Raw genomic sequence first — 25,681 nt, 5'->3', positions numbered from 1 at the left:
AATAACAGCTAACTCCTCTCTGGGGAGTTAGCTGTGAGGTATATCTATGTCTTCAAAATCTGTAGTGCTAGTGATTAATTGTGGATCTTCATCAATTAAATTCTCTGTTATGCAAGGAAATAACTGCGATGTGATGATGTCCGGCATTGTTGATAACGTCGGTATTGAAAATACCTCAATGACCATTGATAAAACTATCAGTATTAATTTAAAAACCGGTAGTTATGAAGACGCATTGAATTCTATTGTTAGAGAATTAGAAAAAAGAAAACTCAGCGACGCTATTTCATGTGTGGGTCACCGAATTGCCCACGGTGGAGAAGCATTTAGCGATGCGACATTAATTAATGATGAAGTATTGCAAGAAATTACTAATGTTTCCTCTCTGGCACCTTTACATAATTATGCCAACCTTGAGGGCATTATGGCTGCGCGCCATATATTCCCTGAATTACCGCATGTGGCCGTTTTTGATACCGCGTTTCACCAGACTTTAAAACCTGAAGCCTATACCTATGCGCTTCCACAGCAATATTTCAAACAATATGGCGTGAGAAGATATGGCTTCCATGGAACCTCTCATCGCTATGTCGCACAGCAGGCGATTGAGCAATTAGGTTTAGATGAAAAGAACTCCGGGATTATTGTCGCTCACTTAGGTAACGGCGCATCGGTCTGTGCAGTACAAAATGGCCAAAGCGTTGATACGTCGATGGGCATGACTCCGCTGGAAGGCTTGGTCATGGGAACGCGCAGCGGTGACGTTGATTTTGGCGCACTGGCATATCTGGCGGATAAAACCGGCAAGACGTTAGAAGATCTGATGTTCATGGTGAACAAAGAGTCTGGCCTGTTAGGTATTTCTGGGCTTTCAAGCGATCTGCGCGTGTTGCAAAAAGCGTATGAAGAAGGGCATGAAGGCGCACAGCTGGCAATTAACGTCTTTGTGCATCGCTTAGCTCGTCATATCGGTGGCCACGCTGCCTCGTTGAATAAGCTTGATGCCATTGTGTTCACCGGCGGCATTGGTGAGAACTCTGAACTGATTCGTCAATTAACGCTACAGCATCTTGCGGTATTCGGCCTTGAACTCGACGAAGCCAAAAATCACCTGCGTCGTACTGGGGAGGCTGAAGTGATTACGGCGCCGAGTTCTAACGTTATCGCCGCAGTGATCCCAACTAATGAAGAAAAGATGATTGCACTGGATGCTATTCGCGTGAGTTCCTCCGCAGAACATATTGCATTCGCATAACGTTATTTAACTATTTCCTAAATAAATACTGCCTAAATACTCTTTTCTCCCCTAATTAAATAGGGGCGATACCTATGGTACATGGAGCTTGATAATGAATATCGATCTGGACGTGACTGAGAATATATTTACCGAAGCTTGGAATGGTTTTGCAGGAACAGAATGGAAAGGTAGCATTAATGTAAGAGACTTTATTCAGAATAACTATACGCCTTATGAAGGTGATGAGTCTTTCCTTTCGACTGCAACCGAAGCAACTACCAAGCTGTGGGAAAAAGTAATGGAAGGCGTGCGGATTGAAAACTCCACTCACGCACCGGTCGATTTTGATAATGATATTGCGACAACCATTACCGCCCATGCGCCTGGATATATCCATCAAGATCTAGAAAGAATTGTTGGCTTACAAACTGAGAAACCACTGAAACGTGCGTTATTCCCGTTTGGCGGCATCAATATGATTGAGAGCTCGTTTGAAGCCTACAATCGCAAGCTGGATCCTAATTTTAAATATCTTTTCACCGATATTCGTAAAACACACAACCAAGGCGTGTTTGACGTTTATTCACCTGAAATGATGCGCTGCCGTAAATCCGGTGTTTTAACCGGTTTGCCAGATGGCTATGGTCGTGGGCGTATTATCGGTGACTACCGTCGCGTGGCTCTGTATGGCATCCGTTACCTGATTCGTGAACGTGAATTACAGTTTGCTGATTTGCAGGGCAAACTGGAGAAGGGTATTCAGCTTGAGCAAGTGATTCGTCAGCGTGAAGAATTAGCCGAGCAGCGCCGCGCGCTGAAGCAAATTCAGGAAATGGCGGCGAAATATGGATTTGATATTTCTCGTCCGGCACAGAATGCGCAGGAAGCTATTCAGTGGCTCTATTTTGGCTACTTGGCTGCGGTGAAATCGCAGAACGGCGGCGCGATGTCGCTGGGCCGTACTTCGACGTTCTTAGACGTTTATATCGAACGCGATCTGAAAAATGGGGTGATCAATGAGCAGGAAGCACAGCAGCTGATTGACCATTTCATTATGAAAATACGCATGGTGCGTTTCTTACGTACGCCTGAGTTTGATACGTTGTTCTCCGGCGACCCAATCTGGGCAACCGAAGTTATCGGCGGGATGGGCTTAGACGGCAGAACGCTGGTCACCAAAAACTCCTACCGTTATCTAAATACGCTAGAAACCATGGGGCCATCACCAGAGCCGAACCTGACAATCCTGTGGTCTGAACGCCTACCGAAAGCGTTCAAAGCCTATGCTGCGAATCTGTCTATTGCGACCTCGTCGTTACAGTATGAAAACGATGATTTGATGCGCCCTGACTTTGACAGTGATGACTATGCGATTGCCTGCTGTGTTAGCCCGATGGTGGTTGGCAAGCAGATGCAGTTCTTTGGTGCTCGCGCCAACTTGGCAAAAACGTTGCTGTATTGCATCAACGGCGGCGTGGATGAAAAACTGAAAATTCAGGTCGGGCCGAAAGTGCCAGCCATGACAGATGAAGTCTTGGATTACGACAAAGTCATGGCGAGTCTGGATTCGTTTATGGATTGGTTGGCAGTGCAGTACATCACTGCGCTGAACGTTATCCACTACATGCACGATAAATACAGCTATGAAGCCGCGCTAATGGCGCTGCATGACCGCGATGTAGTTCGCACCATGGCGTGTGGTATCGCTGGGCTGTCGGTTGCCGCCGACTCACTCGCCGCTATCAAATATGCCAAAGTGCGCCCAATTCGTGACGAAAACGGGTTGGCTATCGACTTTGCTATTGACGGTGAATATCCGCAGTTCGGTAACAACGACCATCGTGTCGATGATATTGCCTGTGACTTGGTTGAGCGCTTCATGAAGAAGATCCAGAAGCTGCCAACTTACCGAGATGCCGAGCCAACGCAGTCTATTCTGACCATTACCTCGAACGTGGTTTACGGGCAGAAAACCGGGAATACGCCGGACGGACGCCGTGCAGGCACGCCATTTGGCCCGGGAGCTAACCCAATGCACGGCCGCGATCGTAAAGGTGCGGTAGCGTCGTTAACCTCGGTGGCGAAACTGCCGTTTAAATACGCAAAAGACGGTATTTCCTATACCTTCTCTATCGTCCCTGGGGCGTTAGGCAAAGACGAGTTTATCCGTAAAAATAATCTGGTTGGTCTGATTGATGGCTATTTCCATCATGAGGAAGACGTTGAAGGTGGACAGCATCTCAACGTGAACGTTATGAACCGTGAAATGCTGCTGGATGCGATTGAGAACCCAGATAAATATCCGAGCTTAACCATCAGGGTTTCAGGCTATGCGGTGCGCTTTAACGCGCTGACGCGTGAACAACAGCAAGACGTGATCTCAAGGACGTTCACTAGCTCACTGTAACGCGTGAGAAAGTGAACCAACGAAAGCCCTGCAAAAGTTTGCGGGGCTTTTTTTATGGGGTAAAGGCGCATGTCTTGTCTCACAGTTCCAGCCGAAATGGGTTCCACCGTGAATTAGGTAAGGTTATTCTATTCATAAGTTTTCTACATGGAGAGGTCATAAATATGTATAAAAGCATTTTGGTGCCGGTAGATATTGAAGAGGATATTCTGACTCAAAACGCTCTGCGTCACGTTGAGTATTTGGCAAAAATGTCAGATGCTGATGTGCATTTTTTGTATGTTTTGCCCGATGCACAGGCCTTTGTTACCGCATACTCTTTTGGCATCAAAGAGTTTGAAAACAAAGCGGTGACCTATGCTGAAGAAAGAATTAGAGAACTCATACAGGGGGTAGATTTACCCGCTGAGCGTATGTCTTACACCATTCGTTTTGGTACCCCGCGTGATGAGGCATTGCAGCAGGCTGATGAAATGGGTGCTGACCTTATCATTGTTGGTTCGCACCGCCCAAGCGTAAAAACTTATCTATTGGGTTCGAATGCGGCAGGCATTGTGCGCCATGCGAAAGTTAATGTGATGGTGATCCGTTAGGCTGTCTGCCATTCTGTTTGTTTGAATGGTTTATGTGAAAAAGGAGCGGATATCCGCTCCTTTTTGTTAGCCATTTTTGCTGTGCCGTTGTATCTAATTTAGCAATAACAAACAGGATAAGTCATCGTTTACATTTATCCGATCGATATAGGCATTCAGCTCTTTAGGTAAATTGCTGTTGTGATTGTAGACCACATGGAACGAGCCAAATAATTTCATGATCTCTTCCTGCGTTATTTCTCTGGTCATGGACATGATTGATATCTGGGTTTTTAAATAAAAATAATCTGTCATCATTAGATAGTATTGGCGCAGGATATTGTTCATATCCTGACCAGGGAAGCCGCTATTATACATATGATAAAGAAGATAATTTTTCATCACATGCTCGTCAGATAAACAAGAGTTAGCTAAGACCTTTTTCCATTGCGCGTCTAATTGACTAAATTTATCGCCTATCTTTGCATCGCTCGGCTCTTGGTCTAATTCTAAATAATGAGCAAGTGCTTGGTGATTTTCCTCGAGAAAATCACGCCCTCGATTTAACTGGCTAATCGCTGTGCCAAATATACTTAATAGCATCACCTTCATCTTCGCTGAGCTGCTAATTTGGCTGCGTTGTTGAGCCATATCTCCGCTGGATAGCTGTCTATTTAGCGTTAAGAATAAGGACTCTAGATCGTCAAGGTGCGCTTCAACATCGAATTCGATCTGCTGTAAATAAAGAATAAGGTGCACGATAGCGAGCAGGTTATCCTCGATGGCAGGGCTATCGGCCATGACCAGATGGCTGCAAAACAGGTTAATTAGTTGGGTTGTCTGAGAGCGTTCAATGTGTGCCGCTTTTTTTCCAATCCGGTTAGCCGTTTCAACAATGAGCTTGATGTCTTCATTGACTAACATGCTATCTGGCTGAAATAAAACTTGATTAGCTACTTCAGGGCACGCCATGGTGAGGCTCAATAAGGTCTCGTTGGCATACTGTTTTTGGGTGCGGGGGAATGTTTTGCACGTTACGCTCAGGGCATTGGCTCCCATTTTGGCGTGAATGGTACAGAGCTTATCTTCATTGAGCATAGGGCAATTTCCTGACTCATCTTGCTTTACCGTAGCAAAATTGTCATAGCCTTTGCGGGTTAATAGCAGTGAGTTTTTTGCGAAAGATTTAATCTTTTCGTGATGAGAATCGGTATATTTTTTGTAGGTTTTCTTATCAATCGATATTTTCCAGCCGGTACAGCAATGATCGACGCAGTCAGCGCCAGTGCATTGAAATCGGGTGTAAAAATTTGGGGTGACGGTCTTATATGTTTTCATGTGCTAGCCAGTGATGGAGTTCCAGTGATGTTTAAATTATCACCAGCCAGCTTTTTTGATCTTTGAATAAACGGGATAAAAATAGGCTAATTAATGCCACTGCGCGTTTGTTCTAGCATTTGACGATAGCTGCGTATTTCCCTTTGTGAATCTTCAAGCCCTAATGCCAATGCTTGATGGCGTAAATCGTTGAGCAGTTCTGGCACCGCCTGTTCATTGTCGGTCATGATGGCGATTTCGGCAAAATAGCCCAGAGTAGGAAGATGATCGAAGGTGATGTGGTAACGGCCTAAGAAATAGATACTGCGGCTTTTTTCCATACGTAAACTGGGCCAAAAACCGAGCTTTTCCACCATGCTGGCCACTTTTTCACAATCATCAATATTAATCGCTTCGCATTCAGACGCGTCTGGCCCTTTAACGATCCACAGCTTAATGCCGGATGGCCGCATTTCTCGAATGCACATGCTAATGCCGCTCTTTTTCAGCGTTGAGTCTGAGTGCTCAGACGTTGGGCGGTCATAGTAGCAATCGATCTCATGGTTATTGAGGTGAAAAGGTTCTGCTCCTGCCAAAGTGATGCGTTCGAGAAAGCCAGCGGGATCGCTGAGATGGAATTTCAGCTCGGCCTCATACTTCCCTGCAAAATGTTCGCTCGTCATAGGATGTCTTAGGTAGATAACACGATGTCATGAAGGATAACACGGTAGCCAACTGCACTGCCGTTGGTGAGCGCTATTTGTGAAGTGTCTCTCTTAGAAAAATAAATAATTAAGGTGGCTGAATATCTATTATCGTAAAGATTTGTGGATGAACAATAGCGTTTGTTTTTTATGTAAACCTAATCGTTGGGTAGATTATAAATAAATATCACTATAAGGTAAAAAAATAAAATCGTTGTGTATAACATATTGCTAAATGTGCTTTTTCATAGTCTTTATTTTAGTTTATATTATTGATTTTTATTGATTTGTATCGAATATCTTGTGTTTTTAACCTGACTTTACAACGTTGATAAATAAGGGCAATACTAATTCCAAGGAAAGAGCGGATAAAACCATAATGCGTTATATAAGGTTTAACATTAACACTCATTCTATTTGTATGGCGGTTTAGTGCTCTGAGAATATATACCCTTCATACTTCAAGCTGCATTTTTGTTAGCCGTGTTTACTCAATGCAACTCGAATTATTTTGGGTATAGCTAGATATCCTCAGCGCGACTAAACGTTATGTTTATTTATCTGTAAGGATAAACACATGATGAAAGTATTAATTGTTGAAAGTGAATTTCTCCATCAAGACACCTATGTGGGTGCTGCCGTTGAACGTTTGGCTGATGAGCTGAATCGTCAAAATGTTGAGGTGATCAAAGCCGCCTCATTTGACGATGGTTTTGCCATTTTGTCTGCCAATGAAGCGATAGATTGTCTGATGTTTAGCCGTGGAATGGATGACTCCGCCGAGCACGTGCTGGCTCAGCAACTGCTTAATAAACTGCATGAGCGGCAGGAAAATGTTCCGGTCTTTTTGTTGAGTGACAGAGAGAAAGCCACTCAGGAACTTAGCCGCGAGATGATGGAGCAAATCGATGAATTTGCTTGGATCCTTGAAGACACGGCTGATTTTATTGCCGGCCGCGCCGTTGCTGCCATGAACCGTTATCATCAGCAACTGCTGCCACCATTGATGACCGCGCTGATGAAATATAGCGACGTTCATGAATATTCATGGGCGGCGCCGGGCCATCAGGGCGGCGTTGGTTTTACTAAAACGCCAGCCGGTCGTTTTTACCACGACTATTACGGTGAAAACTTGTTCCGCACCGATATGGGGATTGAGCGCACCTCGCTAGGTTCTTTGCTCGACCACACTGGCGCATTCGGTGAAAGCGAAAAGAATGCGGCGCGTGTGTTCGGTGCAGATCACTCGTATTCTGTGGTGGTGGGGACTTCGGGTTCGAACCGCACCATTATGCAGGCGTGTATGACCGAAGATGACGTGGTGGTTATTGACCGCAACTGTCATAAATCCATTGAGCAGGGGCTGATATTAACCGGTGCGAAACCGGTTTACATGCTGCCTAGCCGTAACCGCTATGGGATTATCGGGCCAATTTATCCGCAGCAGATGCAGCCGGAAGTGATTAAACAAAAAATCGCTAACAGCCCACTGAGTAAAAGCAAGCAGGGCCAGCGCCCTTCTTATAGCGTGGTGACCAACTGTACTTATGATGGTGTGTGCTACAACGCCAAAAATGCGCAGGATTTATTAGAAAAAACCACTGACCGAATTCATTTTGATGAAGCTTGGTATGGTTATGCACGTTTTAACCCAATGTATAGCGATCACTACGCTATGCGTGGGGAACCTGGCGATCATGAAGGTCCAACGCTGTTTGCGACCCACTCAACGCACAAACTGCTCAATGCGTTATCTCAGGCATCTTATATTCATGTGCGCGACGGCCGCGGTGCCGTTGATTTTTCTCGCTTTAATCAGGCGTACATGATGCACGCTACCACTTCGCCGTTGTATGCGATCTGCGCTTCTAACGATGTGGCTGTATCGATGATGGACGGCAACAGCGGTCTTTCTCTGACGCAGGAAGTGATCAACGAGGCGGTAGACTTCCGTCAGGCGATGGCGCGTTTGTATAAAGAGTTTACTCAGGATGGTGATTGGTTCTTCAAACCGTGGAACCAAGAAATTGTCACCGATCCGGCAACCGGTAAGCAGATGGCGTTTGAAGATGCGCCAGCTAAGCTTCTAGCAACCGAACAAAGCTGCTGGGTGATGAATCCTGAAGATAACTGGCACGGCTTTAAAGATCTGCCTGAAAACTGGAGCATGCTGGACCCTATCAAGGTCAGTATTTTGGCTCCAGGTATGGGTGATGACGGCGAGTTGCAAGAGAAGGGCGTGCCAGCGGCGTTGGTCACCGCATGGCTGAGCCGTCATGGCATTGTGCCGACGCGCACTACCGATTTCCAAGTGATGTTCCTGTTCTCAATGGGCGTTACCAAAGGCAAATGGGGCACGCTTATCAACACGCTGCTTTCGTTTAAACGCCATTATGATGCTAATACCCCGCTATCTTCGGTATTGCCCGATCTGGTTGCGCAGCAGCCAGAAATCTACGGCAAGTTAGGCTTGCGTGATTTGGGCGACAAAATGTTTGCCTATCTGCGTAAAAATAACCCAGGTGCTAAACTGAATACGGCTTATTCTGGTCTGCCAGAAGCGGTGATGACACCGCGTGCAGCCTATCAGGCCATTGTGGCGAATAAGGTGGAGATGGTTGCGATTGACGGTCTGGTCAACCGTGTTGCAGCCAACTCCATCATCCCTTACCCACCAGGAATCCCAATGCTATTATCCGGTGAAAGCTTCGGCGGCGAAGAGAGTCCACAGATCGGTTATCTGCGCGCTCTACAGGCTTGGGACCACGAATTCCCCGGTTTTGAACATGAAACCGAAGGGACTGAAATTATCAACGGTGTTTATCACGTGATGTGTGTTCGCACGGAATAACCTTCGTTGGTGATGAAGCAAAGACACCACAGCAAAAAAAGATAAAGCAGTTTCTCTTGTAGTATTTGCGCGGGTATATCCCGCGCTTTTTCATACCTGTATGTTTATTTTTTATTCTGTAATTGTACAATTACTCTGCGTAAAAAAAATGATACGGCAGTATTTATCCCCGCGATATTGAATAATTAGAAAAGCTCTGTATTTTAGTGTCTGGTCGTAGAATTGTCATATGTATTACTTTTTCTTTTATGCCTTATTACTTTAGTCGATAAGTCTAACTTAATAACGGCATTTTATTCTTTTACGTCTGTAGGATGTCTTAATATGAAACTCAGTAACAACGAAGGTTGCGTTGTCGTTTTAACACGCAAAGATGTCACTGTTAATTTTAACTCTGAGAATGAAGTTACATTCAAAGCTAATCACATGATGCTAATTTCATGTAAAAATAACGTAATAGATTTTTCAGAACTGGATGACTCAGCAGTATTATATTTGAATAAAGATGTTATTAAGGACTATATCCATTTCTTAAAAAAAGATATCAGCGCTCTGTCTCCTAATCTGCGTTCCACACCGTGCTATATGATTGAACGCTGTCAGACACCACATATTTTCCAAGAGGCGGTACGCCTATCGCAAGATGCGCAAGGCTGTGAGGTTGATCGCGAACGTAGCCGTTGTCTTTCGTTCACCGTTTTATCTATTTTCTTAAATAATAACAATCTAATACCGTTTCTTATTCGTGAAATTAGAAGCAATCTTAGCGCGAATGTTTACAGCATTATTCAAAGCAATATGCACAAAGAGTGGAGCCTGACGTCCGTTGCCAGCTGCCTATGCTTAAGCCCTAGCTCATTGAAAAAGAAGCTAAAAAACGAAGACACCACCTACAGTAAAATTATCACTGACTGTAGAATGCGCTATGCTGTAGAGCAACTGATTGTTTTTAATAAAAATATTTCACAGGTTTCTTCTCTGTGCGGCTATAGCAGCACGTCCTACTTTATCTCCGTATTCAAAGAATATTACGGGACGACGCCGCTAAACTACGTGCACCAGCATAGAGATAAAATGATTGCATAGATTCTCACTATAACTGAATATATTTTTAATGCCTGAGTTTACTTTTTTATTGGCTGAGAGTAATTACTAAATCGTTTACTTGATTAATATCGAACTGCTGCCGAAATCCAACTTGAACCGTCTTGGGTAATATATAGGAATATATTTATATTGGGATGGTTGAGTATATATTTATAATGTTTGAAAAGTTATGTAATCTTTTAGTTATTTATCTTTGTAAATATTATTTTAGCTGGATTGTCATTGGCTAAAAATATGCCGGAAATGGCGATGTTAGCCGTTTGCTACTGCCATGATTTAACTCTGAGAGTAATATAATTTCTACCAAAAATTCTATTTAACTTAAGGTTGGATTATGTCTTCGGATTCTGAATCTCATAAAGTTGGCCTCATTCCCGTTACCTTAATGGTATCAGGGAATATTATGGGCTCCGGCGTATTTTTATTACCGGCAAACTTAGCGTCTACCGGCGGAATTGCAATCTACGGATGGTTGGTGACTATCATTGGCGCATTAGCGCTTTCAATGGTGTATGCCAAGATGTCGTCTTTAGATCCCAGTCCCGGCGGTTCTTATGCTTATGCCCGCCGTTCTTTTGGCCCATTCCTCGGTTACCAAACCAACGTGCTGTATTGGTTAGCCTGCTGGGTGGGGAATATCGCGATGGTGGTGATTGGTGTTGGCTACCTCAGCTATTTCTTCCCTATTTTGAAAGATCCAATGGTGTTGACTATTACCTGTGTGGTTGTGCTGTGGATTTTTGTATTGCTCAATATTGTTGGGCCACAGATGATCACCCGTGTTCAGGCGGTGGCGACGGTATTGGCGTTGATACCTATCGTAGGGATTGCAGTATTCGGCTGGTTTTGGTTCCACAGCGAAACCTACATGGCTGCGTGGAACGTAAGCGGTCAGGGTACATTTGGCGCTATCCAAAGCACCTTGAGCGTAACGCTCTGGTCATTTATCGGGGTGGAAAGTGCCTCGGTGGCGGCTGGCGTGGTTAAAAATCCTAAGCGTAACGTTCCGATTGCAACCATTGGCGGGGTGCTGATTGCCGCCGTGTGCTACGTATTATCCACCACCGCCATTATGGGGATGATCCCGAATGCGGCGCTGCGTGTTTCTGCTTCACCTTTCGGGGATGCGGCGCGTATGGCGTTAGGCAATACGGCTGGTGCAGTGGTTTCATTCTGCGCGGCTGCAGGCTGTTTGGGCTCGTTAGGTGGTTGGACGCTGTTGGCTGGTCAAACGGCGAAGGCCGCGGCCGATGATGGCTTGTTCCCACCCATTTTCGCCAAAGTTAACAAGGCGGGTACGCCGGTTGCGGGTTTGCTGATCGTTGGCGTATTAATGACAATTTGTCAGTTCGGCAGCATTTCGCCTAATGCGGCGAAAGAGTTTGGTCTGGTTTCGTCGGTGAGTGTGATCTTTACGCTGGTACCTTACCTTTATACCTGTGCGGCGTTGCTGCTGCTAGGCCACGGTCACTTCGGTAAAGCTCGCCCTGTTTATTTGGCGATTGTCAGCATCGCGTTTGTCTACTGTATCTGGGCCGTTGTTGGTTCCGGTGCGCAGGAAGTGATGTGGTCGTTCGTGGTGTTAATGGTGATCACGGCACTTTATGCCTTGAACTATAACCGCCAACATAAAAATCCATATCCGCTGGATAATACGAATCCTGATGGTTCGTTAAAGGCATCGGTAAAAAACTGAGCTTAAAATTTTATCGCGTGATATTCACCCGCAGCGGTTTCGCCTCTGCGGGTTTTTTATTAGCCTATTTAAGCCAGTGCACTGCGCTGCTGTAACTGGGTTAAAACGGCTAGGGCGCGCTGGGCATCGGCGGCAGGAACAAAAATGTGATCGTGATAATAAGCAGCCACAACGTTGGCGCTGATACCCGCCTGAGCGAGCTCGGCAGCAATCGCTGCGGTTAGTCCAACAGCCTCAAGGCTAGAGTGAACCGTGAGCGTGATTTGACGGAAATCTGAACTGGCATCAAAGCCAGCCGCTTGGGCATCTTCACGAGTTAAAATCAGCGTAATCCCTTCGGTTTCCCAAAAGAGCCCCTGCGGGTTTAGCGCGGCGGCTTGTTCCAGCGTGAGTGATTGGCTGGTACAAAAAACGAAAGCTTGAGTGTTAAGTGTCGGCTCCATCGAAGCCAGAAGTTGAGTAATATCTTTAATGCCGCTCATATGCGTATCTCCATAATATTTTGGCGCTAGATTAGCGGGCGAACGATGTGGCGTTAAATTAAAAAAAGTTTGCAGCAATTAGGTATGCTAATAGAGATCCGTTGTAACACGATGAGAGAGGGGAAGGCCATGATTGAAGTGATTCTGGTTGATGAAAACGATATGCCGATTGGCAGAATGGAAAAGCTCGCGGTTCATCAGCAGGGGCTTTTGCATCGCGCTATCTCTGTGTACGTTTTTAACGATCATAACGAGCTATTGATCCAGCGCCGAGCAGCGGGGAAATATCATGCCGGTGGCCAGTGGAGTAATACCTGCTGCGGCCATCCACTCCCTGGTGAAGATACTCAAGAAGCGGCGATGCGTCGGCTCTATCAAGAAATGGGAATGGCTTGCGCGCTGCATGAATCTTTTGAGCTGAGTTACTGCCTTGACGTTGGGGGGGGACTAACTGAACACGAGCTGGCACATGTTTTTATTGGTCATAGCAACGTGGTTCCACAGCTTAACGCAGAAGAGGCCGATGCTTTTGCTTATCATCCCGTGGATGAAATCTTAGAGCAAATGCAGCTCGAGCCCGAACGTTTTACGCCATGGTTTAGGCTGTGTCTGCCGAAAGTGATCGCACATCTCGACTGATGTTTTGCATGGCGCTGACGAATATTTCCTGACAAATACCGTCTGTAATGAAATGTCGGATATGTGTTTTTTTGTCGGCCAGCTTGAAAATAAGATTACTATTTGTTTTAAAAGCCTTTTATCTGAAAAATCGCATATTACGTTTGCCTCTCTCTCATCGGATTAAAATTCATACGTAAAGTTGCTTAAATTGCATTCAAAAAAATTGAACAAGAGGCTCAAAACTATCCGATTTTAACTCTTCGTTAACCGATCTATTCTTTAGTCATCGGAAGGCGGGCGCCTTTCAAAACGACAAAATTTAAAGAAAGGTAAACGTTATGAAAATCATCAAAAATTTAGCTGTAGTTTTCGCACTCTCTGCAACCGCATTTGCTGCTACTGCCGCAGACCTCTCTTCTCAGCCAACGTCTGACATGCAGAAAATGGGCGTTGTATCCGTCAGTGGCGCAACTAACCTTGATGGGTTGGAAGCTCGCGTAGCGGCTAAAGCTGAACAGGCTGGCGCATCTTCTTATCGCATTATTTCCACCTCTGGAAATAACAAAATGCATGCTACTGCTGAACTGTATAAATAATCGATACTCGTCATACTTAGTGCACTATCTGTAGTTCAGAAGCGGTACAGAAAAGGCCTTTCCCAATCAATGGGAAAGGCCTTTTTGTTTTTTTAGATTCAGGACAGAGGTTGTGCCTTTCTCACGGTTTTGGTGGTAGCCTAAGAAATCGCATCTGAAGATGTCAATTATGTTCGATACAACGGGCGTTATCGTGGAGGACTGCACTGTGGGGAATAACATCGTGGATAAGAAAATCGGTTTTATTGGCTGTGGCAATATGGGCAAGGCGATTTTAGGTGGTCTGGTTGCGAGTAAACTGGTCTCACCGGAAAATATCACGGTGTATAACCGTAGCGCGCAAAGCGTTGAAGCGATTAGCCAGGAGTTTGGCAGCCAAGGTGCCAGCAGTGCAGATGAGGTCGCTAAGCAGGCTGATATTCTGATCGTTGGTGTTAAGCCGAATATGATGGCGAATGTTTTGGGTGAAATCAGAGAATCGCTCAAGCCAAACGCGATTGTGGTTTCCATTGCGGCCGGTGTCACGCTAGAAACGCTTGAATTTGCGCTGAAAGATGGGCAAAAAGTGGTGCGCGTGATGCCGAATACGCCGGCGTTGGTGAATGCGGGAATGTCGTCCATTACGCCGAATAAGCAAATGAGCGAAGATGAAAGCGCGCTGATTGTAGAAATTTTTAGCAGCTTTGGTAAGGCTGCTATTGTTCCTGAATATCTAATCCATTCCGTGGTGGGCGTGAGTGGCTCAGCGCCTGCCTATGTGTTTATGTTTATTGAGGCGATGGCTGATGCCGCTGTGCTGGGTGGAATGCCTCGTGCTCAGGCCTATCAGTTTGCCGCGCAGGCGGTGATGGGCTCAGCCAAAATGGTGCTGGAAACCGGTAAACACCCCGGTGAGCTCAAAGATATGGTGTGTTCTCCTGGGGGAACCACGATTGAAGCCGTGAAAGTGTTAGAGCAAAAGGGTCTGCGTGCGGCCGTGATGGACGCGATGCAAAGCTGTATGGCGAAATCAGAAGAGATGAGCCGTCGTTAATTTTACCCGCTTTCCCTTCTATTTGATGCCCCATGCCATGGGGCATCTTCTCAGACGATCCCCATGTCATCCCTTCTCTAAGTCCGTCACCATAGGCCGCTGGGCTGGTGCTGACATTTTTCTGCTGAATAGTCTCTCGCCGATTAAGAACTTTCTTGGTAAATTCCGTTCCCGCATCTGAACGATTTAGAATGCGGTGTGTCTCATGTTTTCTAGGGTTAGCAACAAGGTTTCAGAAAGTAATGCAAAAAATAAAATTGCTATCACAACCAATGCAGGCGCTGCTGTTAGCGATTTATATTGGTATTTTTCTTAATATTCCGGTGTTTTTACGCCGTTTTGATGAAGTCAAAGAGGGGCTCCATTTTTCTAAATGGTTAACGGGAAGTTTAGAGGTCATGGTTGTTCTCCTCTTTACCTTCTTTATCCTGAGAGTGTTTTCGCTGGGAGGGCGCTGGTTCTTCAAAATTACGGCTACGCTCATCACGCTAATATCCGTGGCTGCAAGCTATTACATGACGGCATTTAACGTTGTGATTGGCTACGGCATTATCATTTCCGTATTTTCCCCGGGTGATTTGGGTCTGTTTTCCGAAGTTGTCGGCTGGAAATTTGTTTTGTGGTTTGTTGCCGCCAGCATTATTCCTTTGGCGATCATCTGGTTGGGTTCAGCGCGTAACACGTTGCTTGAGCAGCTAAAAACACCGGGTAAAAGAATCATATCTTTGGTTGGGATGGCGCTGATTGTTGCGGTGGTCTGGGTTCCATTAAACTTAATGGGTACCGCCCAGAAAGAGATCGACCAGAAAAACAACGTTGATATGCCAAGCTATGGTGGTGTGGTAGCTCACTCTTACTTGCCATCAAACTGGCTGGCGGCGTTTGGATTATATGGCTACACCGCGCTGGATGAACGACAGGATGAAGCCGACTTATTTGATCCCGCGGATCATTTTTCTTACGTCGCGCCTGAAGGGATAGATGATACCTATGTCGTGTTCATCATCGGTGAAACGGCGCGTTGGGATCATATGGGGATTCTGGGCTATGAGCGTGACACCACGCCACAGCTGGCTAAAGAGCCTAATCTGGCCGCATTCCGCGGTGAGTCCTGCGATACATCAACCAAACTTTCCCTGCGCTGCATGTTTGTGCGTGAGGGCGGAACGGAAAACAACGCTCAGCGTACGCTGAAAGAACAGAATATTTTCTCTGTATTACATCAGCTTGGATTCAGTTCTGAGCTTTTTGCGATGCAAAGTGAGATTTGGTTCTACAACAATACCGACTCCGATAACTTCTCATTCCGTGAGCTGATCGCCGCAGAACATCGTAATGATGGGAAGCCGGTCGACGATATGCTGCTGGTGGAAGAGCTACAGAATTCATTGCAGAAGCATCCAAACGGCAAGCATTTAGTCGTACTGCATACGTCTGGTTCCCACTATTTGTATACGCAGCGCTATCCGCGTAGCTATGCGAAGTTTAAACCGGAGTGCATGGGCGTAGACGATTCTTGCACCAAAGAACAGCTGATGAACTCCTATGACAACAGCATTTTGTACACTGACAACATGATTAAAAGCGTGATTGATCAGGTGCGAGATAAAAAAGCACTGGTGTTTTATGCCTCTGATCACGGTGAATCAATCAGCGATAATGAGCATTTCCACGGCACTCCGCGTGAAATGGCTCCGCCAGAGCAGTTCCGTGTGCCACTGATGGTATGGGCATCGGATAAGTTTTTGGCTTCAGGCAACAATGCCAAAATGTTTGAGCAGGTACAAAAGCAGGCAAAACAGGGGCAGACTCACCGGCACGTTGAGCTGTATGACTCGATTCTGGGGTGCTTAGGCTATACCTCGCCCAATGGCGGAATTAATGAAAACAACAACTGGTGTCGTTTTTAATTCAATAAGTTAGTCTTGATGAGCCGAGAGGAACTCTTCCTCTCGGCTTTTTTATTCCTAGAAGCGCCTTTCTTCGTATTAAGTTTCTCTCAAGTTCCCTTCAGGCATGCCGATAAACTGATCAATCTTCAGTCAGTTCCCTCTGTTCATAATTCACTCTCCATAGAGAGAGGCATTTTGTACTGGCTGAGAGAGATACCACATCTGATGTCTTCTTTTGCAGGCTCTTTCATTCCTAGGGATACGACTATTATGAGTAAACACCTGACAGTCCGTGGTGGGCTGGCACTCATCATGCTTGTTTATACGTTATTGCTGCTGATGATCAGCATTATCGGTATTCAATCTGTTCGCCAAATTAATCAAAGACTGGCCGTTGTTAATCAGGTGCAGGCTGAAGAGCTGAGCCCACTGGCCGCTAGCTTTAATGCCACGCTACGGGCTCGTACGGCGGGGGCATTATCTGTTCGCCAAATGGAGATGGGTAAACTAGCGGCGGCAGATGATAGCCGTCAGCGAGCGGAGAAATTGATCGGTGAAGCTGATGCATCCATGCAGAAATTTACCGATCTGAAAAAACTGACGCCGCGCGGTGCGCAACTGAGCGCTGAACTGGAAAACACCTACCAGATCTACGTTAATCAGGCGTTACGGCCTATGTTGCAGGCGCTGAAAACCAACGATAGCGCGGCTTATTACGCATTATTAGAAGATCAGTTGCGCAATTTATCTGCCAATTTTGATCAGGACCTGCGTGATTTCCGTGGCTTCGCCGATGAAGTCGGTCAAAAGGCATTATCGGATGCGCAACATGATTACCAACGTGACCTGATTATTATCAGTGTGTCTTTCGCATTTTCGTTTCTGATTGGTGCACTGTGCTGGGTTGCGCTGCGTAAAATCATCCTGAATCCATTGGAAAGTTTAGACGGGCATGTTTCTTTGATTGCCAGTGGCGACTTGTCTCAGGATCTTGAGAGTGAAGGCAAATCAGAAATTGCCAAGCTGGGGCGGCGCGTGCTCACCATGCAAACATCGCTGGCAGATACGGTGAGTCAGGTACGTGATGCCAGTATGCAGGTTGATGTGGGGGCGAAAGAGCTGACCGTAGGTAACAGAAACTTATCGCAGCATACGGAAGAATTGGCTGCCTCGCTGGAGGAGACCGCCGCCAGTATGGAGCAGTTGACCGCCACGGTGAAACAAAATGCGGACAACGCCGAGCAGGCGAATCAGCTGGCAGGGAATGTTTCTCATACCGCTGATAAAGGGGCGGAAATCGTCAGTGAAGCCATTGCCCGTATGCAGGGAATTTCGACCAGTTCACAGAAAATTGCCGACATTATCAGCGTGATTGACGGTATTGCTTTCCAGACCAATATCCTTGCTTTAAACGCCGCCGTTGAAGCCGCTCGTGCGGGTGAACAAGGGCGTGGTTTTGCGGTGGTTGCTGGTGAAGTGCGCAACTTGGCGCAGCGGAGTGCTCAATCGGCCAAAGAGATTAAAACGTTGATTGAAGATTCGGCTCGTCGGGTAAAAGAGGGCTCATCAATGGTGACCAACGCGGGCGATACTATGGCTGATATCGCCAAGGAGATTCGTCAGGTAACGGCGCTGATGAGTGAGATCTCTGAGGCTTCTCACGAGCAAAGCCGCGGTATTGAACAGGTGAATCAGGCGATTTCACAGATGGATCAGGTGGCGCAACAAAATGCGGCGCTGGTGGAAGAGTCTGCCGCTGCGACCGGTTCCTTAGAGGAGCAAAGCGGAAACCTGATGCAAAGCATGAGCGTGTTTAAGCTCACGGTGAACGGATAATCGGCATAAACCTCCCCTTGTTTTTTAAAGCGTCAAGGGGAGGTTTTTCGCGAGACTTATTCGGTGCGAATAAACGTGACCAATTTAGGTTGAGCGATGCGCTGATAGTCTTGAGTGTTGAGGATTAGAGAACGCTCAAGCGTACCGGCGTTAAATGCCAATTCATCAAAGCGCTGGAATAACAGCGGATCAGCTACCAATAGTAAGTCTGGATGGAAGCTAAAAGGCGGGATCGCGCCGAATACGCAGTCGGTTAATGCATCAACTTCCACCGGGCTGGCTAATGACGCTCGCGTACCGCCGATGCCGTGTGCTAACGCGCTGAGATCGGCCTGTTGGTCGGCGGGCAGTATGGCTAAAACATGCTGCTTAATACCGTTTCCTTTCACATGACAGACCAACGCTTTGGCTCCTTGCCCAAGCTGTGTACCGCGAATTTTGGCTACCTCTTCAGATTTCCCCGCCATAGGATGTTCTACAACGCGATAACGAGCCTGATGCTCATCAAGCAGAGCCGTTAAACGCGCAAATGTTGCTATCGACATGCTATCTCTCCTGAGTCTCGGTTTGCATCATCATAGCGCGATCCTAACTGCTCTGACTTGATGCGAAGTGGCCAAAATGGCTCCCTGAAATAGGGCATCGGACCTCGGATCACAGCATTTCCTCCTGCTGATAACGCAGATTACAAACTCAATTGTTCAGATATTCATCATTTAGCGAGAATTTTTTCAGCAAGTTTGGCAGCTGTATTCTCTATTAAAGATTTGTTACATGGTGAAATGAGCTGATATTTGCGCGGTAGCATAAATTTTAATCCTGTAAATGTTATCAATACGTTTCTTTAATGTTTGTATGCTGTATATCACAGTCCTTGTAAATCACGTTTGGTTATATTGACGTCACCTTAAACACTTGCGAAATTGGTATGCATAAGGTGGGTGATTAACACTGGGATCCCTTTCCGAGTGCTACCCAATGTGGCCCCGAAGAATCGTTCTCTTTGGCATGCGGGTTGCACCTATCCTTGGCTGTCAGCCAAAGCTGCACGGATCGCCTATAAAAAAATAGATCTGGCAGAACACACACATCACACTACGGAGCCAAGCGTTATGTCTTCTCATAAGAACACCTCCACCCGCCGTGGAAAGAAAATTGGTGCGCTGAAGTTAGGGATTGGTCTGGTTGCTCTGGCGCTGGCCGCCGGTGCGCAGGCAAAAACTCTGGTTTATTGTTCAGAAGGTTCACCTGAGGGCTTTAACCCGCAGCTGTTCACCTCGGGCACCACCTACGACGCCAGCTCGGTGCCGATCTACAACCGTTTGGTTGAGTTCAAAACCGGTACTACCGAGATTGAGCCCGGCTTAGCTGAAAAATGGGATATTAGCCCAGATGGCAAAACCTATACTTTCCACCTGCGCAAAGGCGTGAAGTGGCAGGGCAGCAAGCTGTTTACACCAACGCGCGATCTGAACGCTGACGACATCGTGTTCTCCTTCATGCGTCAGAAAGATGATAAAAACCCGTACTACAAAGTCTCTGGCGGTACCTATGAGTATTTCCAAGGGATGGGGTTGGGCGAGCTAATTAGCAAAGTGGAAAAAGTGGACGATAACACCGTTCGCTTTGAGCTGACGCGCCCTGAATCGCCATTCTTGGCTGACCTAGCGATGGACTTCGCTTCTATTCTGTCTGCGGAATACGCCGATGCGATGATGAAAGCCGGTACGCCTGAGAAGATTGACCTTGAGCCACTGGGCACTGGGCCATTCCAGCTGGTGCAATACCAGAAAGACTCCAAAATCCTCTACAAACCGTTCAAAGATTACTGGGGACCTAAGCCAAAAATCGATCGCTTAGTCTTCTCCATTACGCCGGATGCATCCGTGCGTTATGCCAAACTGCAAAAGAATGAGTGTCAGGTGATGCCGTATCCAAATCCGGCTGACATTGACCGTATGAAACAAGACAAATCCATTACTTTGATGGAGCAACCGGGGCTGAACGTCGGCTATCTGTCGTTTAACGTCGAGAAAAAACCGCTGGATAACGTGAAAGTGCGTCAGGCACTGACCATGGCGGTGAACAAAGAAGCGATTATCGACGCGGTATATCAGAAAGCGGGCCAGCCTGCGAAAAACCTGATCCCACCAACCATGTGGAGCTACAACGACAAGATCACCGATTACGCTTACGACCCTGCTAAAGCTAAAGAACTGCTGAAAGAAGCGGGTCTGGCAGACGGTTTTGCTATCGACCTTTGGGCAATGCCGGTGCAGCGTCCATACAACCCGAACGCTCGCCGTATGGCTGAGATGATTCAGGCTGACTGGGCGAAAGTGGGTGTGAAAGCCAAGATCGTGACCTATGAGTGGGGCGAGTACCTGAAACGTGCGAAAGACGGCGAACACCAGACCGTGATGATGGGCTGGACTGGGGACAATGGGGATCCAGACAACTTCTTCGCAACGCTGTTTAGCTGCCAGTCGGCGAAAGACGGTTCTAACTACTCAAGATGGTGCTACAAGCCGTTTGAAGATCTGATCCAGCCTGCACGCGCTGAATCCGACCATGAAAAACGTACCGAGCTTTACAAGCAGGCTCAGGTAGTGATGCATGACCAAGCGCCTGCGCTGATCATTGCCCACTCCACCGTATACGAGCCAGTGCGTAAAGAAGTGAAAGGCTATGTGGTTGATCCATTGGGTAAACATCACTTCGATCAGGTGTCTCTCGACTAATTACCGCTAACCCTCCCAGCCTCCCCCTCGTCAGGGGGAGGAGCCGATTGTGATTTTTATCGATCTGCTCCCTCCTCTGTGAAGGGGAGGGCTGGGGTGGGGTCTCTGTTAGTCGTAGCTGTACTGTGAGCAATGCTTCATCATAAAAATAGAGAGTACGGGATATGTTGCAGTTCATACTCCGGCGTTTGGGGTTAGTTATCCCAACGTTTATTGGCATTACGTTGTTAACGTTTGCTTTTGTTCACATGATCCCCGGCGATCCGGTCACGATCATGGCAGGGGAGCGCGGGATCTCAGCCGAACGTCATGCTCAGATGATGACGGAAATGGGCTTAGATAAACCGCTGTATCAACAATATTTTCACTACGTCAAAGACGTATTGCACGGTGATTTAGGTACCTCGCTCAAAAGCCGCACGCCGGTTTGGGATGAGTTTGTGCCCCGTTTTAAAGCCACGCTAGAACTGGGCATCTGCGCGATGCTGTTTGCCATTCTCGTGGGTATACCGGTTGGCGTATTAGCGGCGGTTAAGCGCGGCTCCGTTTTCGACCATACCGCTGTCGGCATCTCGCTGACGGGCTATTCCATGCCTATTTTTTGGTGGGGGATCATGCTCATCATGCTGGTGTCGGTGCAGCTCAATCTAACGCCCGTATCGGGGCGTATCGATGACAGCGTATTCCTTGATGAAAGCTTACCGCTCACCGGCTTTATGCTGATTGATACCCTTATTTGGGGTGAGCCAGGCGATTTCAAAGACGCGGTCATGCATATGATCCTGCCTGCCATTGTGCTGGGTACTATCCCGCTGGCGGTGATTGTGCGTATGACGCGTTCCTCCATGCTGGAAGTGCTAAGTGAAGACTATATCCGCACCGCACGCGCCAAAGGATTAGGGCGTATGCGAGTGATTATTGTGCATGCGCTGCGTAATGCGTTGCTGCCGGTGGTGACGGTGATTGGTCTACAGGTGGGGACGTTACTGGCGGGAGCCATTCTGACAGAAACCATCTTCTCTTGGCCGGGCTTAGGCCGTTGGTTAATCGATGCATTGCAGCGTCGTGATTATCCTGTGGTGCAAGGCGGAGTGCTGTTGGTGGCCATTATGATCATCTTGGTCAACCTGCTGGTCGATGTGCTGTATGGCGTCGTCAATCCACGCATTCGGCATAAGAAATAGGAGGCGCAACGATGTCTAACGTTACAACAACGTCCCCAGCAATGAGCGCGCCCAAACCAATGACGCCGTTTCAGGAGTTTTGGCACTACTTCAAGCGCAACAAAGGCGCGGTAGTGGGGTTGGTTTATATCATTATCGTGTTAGTGCTAGCGATCGGCGCCAATGTGTTGGCTCCGCATCTCCCCGCAGAGCAGTTTCGTGATGCGCTGCTTAAACCTCCCGTTTGGCAAGACGGCGGTAGTTGGAAATTTATTCTCGGTACCGATGATGTCGGCCGTGACGTGCTATCGCGGCTGATTTATGGCGCGCGCCTGTCGTTGCTGGTGGGCTGTTTAGTGGTGGTCTTGTCGCTGATCCTCGGCGTGGTGTTTGGCCTGTTGGCGGGTTACTTCGGCGGAGTAGTTGACGCCGTCATTATGCGCATCGTCGATATTATGTTGGCGTTGCCAAGCCTGCTGTTGGCTTTAGTGCTGGTGGCTATCTTTGGCCCTTCAATCGTTAACGCTTCGCTGGCATTGACGTTTGTTGCCTTGCCGCATTACGTGCGTTTGACGCGCGCGGCGGTGCTGGTGGAAGTTAACCGCGACTACGTCACCGCGTCTCGCGTGGCGGGAGCCGGTGCCATGCGTCAAATGTTTATCAATATTCTGCCTAACTGTTTAGCGCCTTTGATCGTGCAGGCGTCGTTAGGTTTTTCGAATGCCATCCTCGACATGGCGGCGCTGGGTTTCCTCGGTATGGGCGCACAGCCGCCAACGCCGGAGTGGGGAACCATGCTGTCTGACGTATTGCAGTTTGCGCAAAGTGCGTGGTGGGTTGTGACCTTCCCCGGCCTTGCGATCCTGCTAACGGTATTGGCATTTAACCTGATGGGCGATGGGTTGCGCGATGCGCTAGACCCGCGTTTGAAACAGTAAAAGTCTACTGATACCGCCCAGTGTGAACTGGGCAACAGAACATCAGTAGATTTTTGGGAGCAGAATATTATGGCTTTATTAGAAGTTAACGAGCTATCAGTTCACTTCGGTGAAAAAGACGCGCCGTTTCGCGCCGTAGATCGTATCAGCTACAGCGTAAATCAGGGTGAAGTCATTGGTATTGTTGGGGAATCTGGCTCTGGTAAATCAGTGAGTTCACTGGCGATTATGGGGCTGATTGATTTTCCCGGTCGCGTGATGGCAAACGGACTGAGCTTTAACAATATCGATTTACAGAAAATTTCAGAGAAAGAACGGCGTCAAATCGTGGGGGCGGAAGTCGCCATGATTTTTCAGGATCCCATGACCAGCCTGAATCCCTGCTACACCGTGGGCTTCCAGATTATGGAAGCGCTCAAGGTGCATCAGGGCGGGAATAAAAGCACGCGCCGTCAGCGCGCCATCGACCTGCTAACGCTGGTTGGAATCCCCGATCCGGGCTCGCGTTTGGATGTGTATCCGCATCAGTTGTCCGGTGGGATGAGTCAGCGTGTGATGATTGCGATGGCGATTGCCTGTCGGCCAAAACTGTTGATTGCCGATGAACCGACCACGGCGCTAGACGTCACTATTCAGGCACAAATTATTGAGTTGCTGCTGGATCTTCAGCAGAAAGAGAACATGGCGCTGGTGCTGATCACGCATGACTTAGCGCTGGTAGCAGAAGCCGCGCATAAAATTATCGTGATGTATGCCGGTCAGGTGGTTGAAGCTGGAACGGCTCAGGAAATATTTCGTACGCCGCGCCATCCGTATACGCAGGCTTTGCTGCGGGCGTTACCTGAGTTTGCCGCCGACAAAGCGCGTTTGGCGTCGCTACCGGGCGTTGTCCCTGGTAAATACGATCGCCCTAACGGCTGCTTGCTTAATCCGCGCTGCCCGTATGCGACGGCTTTGTGCCGTGAGGTAGAACCGGAACTTAAGGATATCAACGGACGTAAGGCGAAATGCCATACGCCGCTCGATGATGCGGGGAGGCCAACATTATGAGTCAGGCAATATTGAACAAACAGGCACCGCTGCTTCAGGCCATTGATCTGAAAAAACACTATCCGGTGAAGAAGGGCATGTTTGGCGCTGAACGCTTGGTAAAAGCGTTAGACGGCGTTTCTTTTACGCTGGAAAGAGGCAAAACGCTGGCGGTAGTGGGCGAGTCAGGCTGCGGGAAATCCACGCTGGGGCGTTTGCTGACCATGATTGAAATTCCTACCGGCGGCGAGCTGTACTACCAAGGGCAGGACTTATTAAAGCCGGACGCTACTGCGGAAAAACTACGTCGCCAGAAAATCCAGATCGTTTTCCAGAACCCTTATGCTTCGCTGAATCCGCGCAAGAAAGTCGGTGCAATTCTTGAGGAGCCGCTCACCATTAACACCAAGCTTAGCGGTGCCGAACGGCGCGAAAAGGCCTTGGCAATGATGGAGAAAGTCGGGTTGAAAACCGAACATTACGATCGCTACCCGCATATGTTCTCTGGTGGTCAGCGTCAACGTATTGCCATCGCGCGTGGGCTGATGCTGAACCCAGACGTCGTGATTGCGGATGAGCCGGTTTCTGCGCTGGATGTTTCGGTGCGTGCTCAGGTTCTGAACCTGATGATGGATTTGCAGCAGGAGATGGGGCTGTCTTATGTATTTATCTCTCACGATCTCTCCGTGGTTGAGCATATTGCGGATGAGGTCATCGTGATGTATTTGGGACGTTGTGTAGAAAAAGGGCCGAAGGAAGCGGTGTTCAATAACCCACGCCATCCCTATACCCAAGCGCTGCTGTCGGCAACGCCTCGCCTGAATCCCGATATGCGCCGTGAGCGTATCAAACTGACAGGCGAGTTGCCGAGCCCGTTGAATCCGCCTCCGGGCTGCGCGTTTAATGCTCGCTGTAGTCGTGCGTTTGGCACCTGCAAACAGTTACAACCGCAGCTTAAGCAGTATGGCGATCAGCTTATTGCCTGTTTTGCCGTCGATCAGGATGAGGCTGCACAGAGCGCCTAAAGCGGATTATCCATATAGATATTTATTTGAAGAGCCTGTATAGGCTCTTTTTTTAGATATAAGGGATGGGTGTACTCTTATATGTGAATCTGTACAGGAGGTAACTATTAGCATGCAAAAAAAAGATAAACCAGATGTATTAGTCTGCTAACGCTATAGTAGTCTTTTGCTTTATTAGAAATATCTTAACAGATGTTAATAATATCAATCTTAATTGTCGGTTGCCGTTATTCTAAGGATACGTGTATTTTCAGATATATATTGCTGGGTTAAAGATGCATTAAAATATCCATATTAAAATAACGTCTACCCGAGGGAAATATATTTCCTGTATATGTAAAAATATATAGGCATAATGAATAAATATGTTTTTTAAGGCGCTATACATAAGAAAAAAGGCCCCCATTTGGGAGCCTTTCTAGCCGTTTAACGAT

General features: G+C 47.4%; 20 protein-coding genes. 16 read left to right on the top strand and 4 right to left on the bottom strand.

The window, feature by feature from the left end; genetic code table 11:
* Nucleotides 1-46 precede the first annotated feature (46 nt).
* The 3 genes from tdcD (at nucleotide 47) to CPY98_RS19970 (ending at nucleotide 4,237) form a co-directional block, all read left to right on the top strand.
* Nucleotides 47-1,255, top strand: coding sequence for a propionate kinase (tdcD, locus tag CPY98_RS19980; RefSeq protein ID WP_043489695.1), 1,209 nt, complete (start codon nucleotides 47-49; stop codon nucleotides 1,253-1,255).
* 94 nt (nucleotides 1,256-1,349) lie between these two features.
* A complete protein-coding gene (pflB, locus tag CPY98_RS19975) occupies nucleotides 1,350-3,644 on the top strand; it encodes a formate C-acetyltransferase (RefSeq protein ID WP_043489692.1) in 2,295 nt (764 codons plus the stop codon).
* A 164-nt stretch (nucleotides 3,645-3,808) separates the two neighbouring features.
* Nucleotides 3,809-4,237 carry a universal stress protein gene (locus CPY98_RS19970; protein ID WP_025799572.1) on the top strand — a complete coding sequence of 143 codons (429 nt, stop codon included), beginning with the start codon at nucleotides 3,809-3,811 and terminating at the stop codon, nucleotides 4,235-4,237.
* Between the two features lie 93 nt (nucleotides 4,238-4,330).
* Here CPY98_RS19970 and fliB read toward each other — a convergent pair whose 3' ends face one another.
* Together fliB and CPY98_RS19960 are read right to left on the bottom strand one after the other, a co-directional pair.
* Complete coding sequence (gene fliB / locus CPY98_RS19965; RefSeq protein ID WP_096388656.1) at nucleotides 4,331-5,554, bottom strand: flagellin lysine-N-methylase; 1,224 nt, start codon at nucleotides 5,552-5,554, stop codon at nucleotides 4,331-4,333.
* Nucleotides 5,555-5,640: 86 nt separating this feature from the next.
* Nucleotides 5,641-6,216, bottom strand: coding sequence for a class IV adenylate cyclase (locus CPY98_RS19960; RefSeq protein WP_096388655.1), 576 nt, complete (start codon nucleotides 6,214-6,216; stop codon nucleotides 5,641-5,643).
* A gap of 601 nt (nucleotides 6,217-6,817) precedes the next feature.
* On the opposite strand from CPY98_RS19960, the gene adiA reads away from it, so the two are divergent.
* The 3 genes from adiA to adiC all read left to right on the top strand — a co-directional run bounded on the left by adiA (nucleotide 6,818) and on the right by adiC (nucleotide 11,891).
* Entirely contained in the window at nucleotides 6,818-9,088 is a 2,271-nt protein-coding gene (gene adiA / locus CPY98_RS19955) for an arginine decarboxylase (protein ID WP_096388789.1), read from the top strand.
* A 324-nt stretch (nucleotides 9,089-9,412) separates the two neighbouring features.
* Entirely contained in the window at nucleotides 9,413-10,174 is a 762-nt protein-coding gene (locus tag CPY98_RS19950) for an AraC family transcriptional regulator (protein WP_043489686.1), read from the top strand.
* Between the two features lie 355 nt (nucleotides 10,175-10,529).
* On the top strand, nucleotides 10,530-11,891 hold the full coding sequence (gene adiC, locus CPY98_RS19945; protein WP_040044422.1) for an arginine/agmatine antiporter: 1,362 nt from the start codon (nucleotides 10,530-10,532) through the stop codon (nucleotides 11,889-11,891).
* A gap of 68 nt (nucleotides 11,892-11,959) precedes the next feature.
* Here adiC and CPY98_RS19940 read toward each other — a convergent pair whose 3' ends face one another.
* Nucleotides 11,960-12,373, bottom strand: coding sequence for an ACT domain-containing protein (locus CPY98_RS19940; RefSeq protein WP_043489683.1), 414 nt, complete (start codon nucleotides 12,371-12,373; stop codon nucleotides 11,960-11,962).
* Between the two features lie 129 nt (nucleotides 12,374-12,502).
* Between CPY98_RS19940 and idi the strand changes: the two genes are divergently transcribed.
* From idi to CPY98_RS19915, 5 genes are all read left to right on the top strand, one after another.
* Nucleotides 12,503-13,012 carry an isopentenyl-diphosphate Delta-isomerase gene (idi, locus tag CPY98_RS19935; protein WP_040044424.1) on the top strand — a complete coding sequence of 170 codons (510 nt, stop codon included), beginning with the start codon at nucleotides 12,503-12,505 and terminating at the stop codon, nucleotides 13,010-13,012.
* Between the two features lie 320 nt (nucleotides 13,013-13,332).
* The gene (locus CPY98_RS19930) at nucleotides 13,333-13,590 is read left to right on the top strand and encodes a DUF1471 domain-containing protein (protein ID WP_025799557.1); all 258 of its coding nucleotides are present in this window, start codon (nucleotides 13,333-13,335) and stop codon (nucleotides 13,588-13,590) included.
* Nucleotides 13,591-13,759: 169 nt separating this feature from the next.
* Nucleotides 13,760-14,623 carry a pyrroline-5-carboxylate reductase gene (gene proC / locus CPY98_RS19925; protein WP_071842648.1) on the top strand — a complete coding sequence of 288 codons (864 nt, stop codon included), beginning with the start codon at nucleotides 13,760-13,762 and terminating at the stop codon, nucleotides 14,621-14,623.
* Between the two features lie 242 nt (nucleotides 14,624-14,865).
* The gene (gene eptB, locus CPY98_RS19920; protein ID WP_040044426.1) at nucleotides 14,866-16,533 is read left to right on the top strand and encodes a kdo(2)-lipid A phosphoethanolamine 7''-transferase; all 1,668 of its coding nucleotides are present in this window, start codon (nucleotides 14,866-14,868) and stop codon (nucleotides 16,531-16,533) included.
* Between the two features lie 252 nt (nucleotides 16,534-16,785).
* On the top strand, nucleotides 16,786-18,351 hold the full coding sequence (locus CPY98_RS19915; protein WP_096388654.1) for a methyl-accepting chemotaxis protein: 1,566 nt from the start codon (nucleotides 16,786-16,788) through the stop codon (nucleotides 18,349-18,351).
* A 56-nt stretch (nucleotides 18,352-18,407) separates the two neighbouring features.
* Here the strand turns inward: CPY98_RS19915 and CPY98_RS19910 are convergent, their stop codons facing one another.
* Nucleotides 18,408-18,896, bottom strand: a complete 489-nt coding sequence (locus CPY98_RS19910; protein ID WP_043489679.1) for a YbaK/prolyl-tRNA synthetase associated domain-containing protein — start codon at nucleotides 18,894-18,896, stop codon at nucleotides 18,408-18,410.
* A 567-nt stretch (nucleotides 18,897-19,463) separates the two neighbouring features.
* Here CPY98_RS19910 and dppA point away from each other — a divergent pair.
* The 5 genes from dppA (at nucleotide 19,464) to dppF (ending at nucleotide 25,247) form a co-directional block, all read left to right on the top strand.
* On the top strand, nucleotides 19,464-21,092 hold the full coding sequence (gene dppA, locus CPY98_RS19905; protein ID WP_046360031.1) for a dipeptide ABC transporter periplasmic-binding protein DppA: 1,629 nt from the start codon (nucleotides 19,464-19,466) through the stop codon (nucleotides 21,090-21,092).
* Between the two features lie 164 nt (nucleotides 21,093-21,256).
* On the top strand, nucleotides 21,257-22,276 hold the full coding sequence (gene dppB / locus CPY98_RS19900; protein ID WP_043489677.1) for a dipeptide ABC transporter permease DppB: 1,020 nt from the start codon (nucleotides 21,257-21,259) through the stop codon (nucleotides 22,274-22,276).
* A gap of 11 nt (nucleotides 22,277-22,287) precedes the next feature.
* Nucleotides 22,288-23,193 (top strand): dipeptide ABC transporter permease DppC, encoded by a 906-nt coding sequence (dppC, locus tag CPY98_RS19895; protein WP_025799544.1) that lies wholly within the window; start codon nucleotides 22,288-22,290, stop codon nucleotides 23,191-23,193.
* A 69-nt stretch (nucleotides 23,194-23,262) separates the two neighbouring features.
* Complete coding sequence (gene dppD, locus CPY98_RS19890) at nucleotides 23,263-24,243, top strand: dipeptide ABC transporter ATP-binding protein (protein WP_043489675.1); 981 nt, start codon at nucleotides 23,263-23,265, stop codon at nucleotides 24,241-24,243.
* Nucleotides 24,240-25,247, top strand: a complete 1,008-nt coding sequence (dppF, locus tag CPY98_RS19885; RefSeq protein WP_046448872.1) for a dipeptide ABC transporter ATP-binding subunit DppF — start codon at nucleotides 24,240-24,242, stop codon at nucleotides 25,245-25,247. Before dppD ends, dppF begins: the two co-directional genes overlap by 4 nt.
* Nucleotides 25,248-25,681: the final 434 nt, after the last annotated feature.

Origin of the sequence: Hafnia sp. CBA7124, assembly GCF_002355555.1 — a bacterium.
In the GTDB taxonomy this organism is placed as follows: domain Bacteria; phylum Pseudomonadota; class Gammaproteobacteria; order Enterobacterales; family Enterobacteriaceae; genus Hafnia; species Hafnia alvei.
Note: the sequence above shows the minus strand (reverse complement) of the source record. Positions and strands in the feature narration are given on the sequence as shown.

Bases quoted from the DNA above. Each gene is read 5' to 3' on its own strand.
- CPY98_RS19960 (WP_096388655.1), bottom strand. From the start codon at position 6,216: ATGACGAGCGAACATTTTGCAGGGAAGTATGAGGCCGAGCTGAAATTC.
- CPY98_RS19910 (WP_043489679.1), bottom strand. From the start codon at position 18,896: ATGTCGATAGCAACATTTGCGCGTTTAACGGCTCTGCTTGATGAGCAT.
- dppD (WP_043489675.1), top strand. From the start codon at position 23,263: ATGGCTTTATTAGAAGTTAACGAGCTATCAGTTCACTTCGGTGAAAAA.
- CPY98_RS19970 (WP_025799572.1), top strand. From the start codon at position 3,809: ATGTATAAAAGCATTTTGGTGCCGGTAGATATTGAAGAGGATATTCTG.
- proC (WP_071842648.1), top strand. From the start codon at position 13,760: ATGTTCGATACAACGGGCGTTATCGTGGAGGACTGCACTGTGGGGAAT.
- fliB (WP_096388656.1), bottom strand. From the start codon at position 5,554: ATGAAAACATATAAGACCGTCACCCCAAATTTTTACACCCGATTTCAA.
- dppF (WP_046448872.1), top strand. From the start codon at position 24,240: ATGAGTCAGGCAATATTGAACAAACAGGCACCGCTGCTTCAGGCCATT.
- dppC (WP_025799544.1), top strand. From the start codon at position 22,288: ATGTCTAACGTTACAACAACGTCCCCAGCAATGAGCGCGCCCAAACCA.
- CPY98_RS19915 (WP_096388654.1), top strand. From the start codon at position 16,786: ATGAGTAAACACCTGACAGTCCGTGGTGGGCTGGCACTCATCATGCTT.
- adiA (WP_096388789.1), top strand. From the start codon at position 6,818: ATGAAAGTATTAATTGTTGAAAGTGAATTTCTCCATCAAGACACCTAT.
- CPY98_RS19950 (WP_043489686.1), top strand. From the start codon at position 9,413: ATGAAACTCAGTAACAACGAAGGTTGCGTTGTCGTTTTAACACGCAAA.
- tdcD (WP_043489695.1), top strand. From the start codon at position 47: ATGTCTTCAAAATCTGTAGTGCTAGTGATTAATTGTGGATCTTCATCA.
- dppB (WP_043489677.1), top strand. From the start codon at position 21,257: ATGTTGCAGTTCATACTCCGGCGTTTGGGGTTAGTTATCCCAACGTTT.
- CPY98_RS19930 (WP_025799557.1), top strand. From the start codon at position 13,333: ATGAAAATCATCAAAAATTTAGCTGTAGTTTTCGCACTCTCTGCAACC.
- pflB (WP_043489692.1), top strand. From the start codon at position 1,350: ATGAATATCGATCTGGACGTGACTGAGAATATATTTACCGAAGCTTGG.
- dppA (WP_046360031.1), top strand. From the start codon at position 19,464: ATGTCTTCTCATAAGAACACCTCCACCCGCCGTGGAAAGAAAATTGGT.
- CPY98_RS19940 (WP_043489683.1), bottom strand. From the start codon at position 12,373: ATGAGCGGCATTAAAGATATTACTCAACTTCTGGCTTCGATGGAGCCG.
- eptB (WP_040044426.1), top strand. From the start codon at position 14,866: ATGCAAAAAATAAAATTGCTATCACAACCAATGCAGGCGCTGCTGTTA.
- adiC (WP_040044422.1), top strand. From the start codon at position 10,530: ATGTCTTCGGATTCTGAATCTCATAAAGTTGGCCTCATTCCCGTTACC.
- idi (WP_040044424.1), top strand. From the start codon at position 12,503: ATGATTGAAGTGATTCTGGTTGATGAAAACGATATGCCGATTGGCAGA.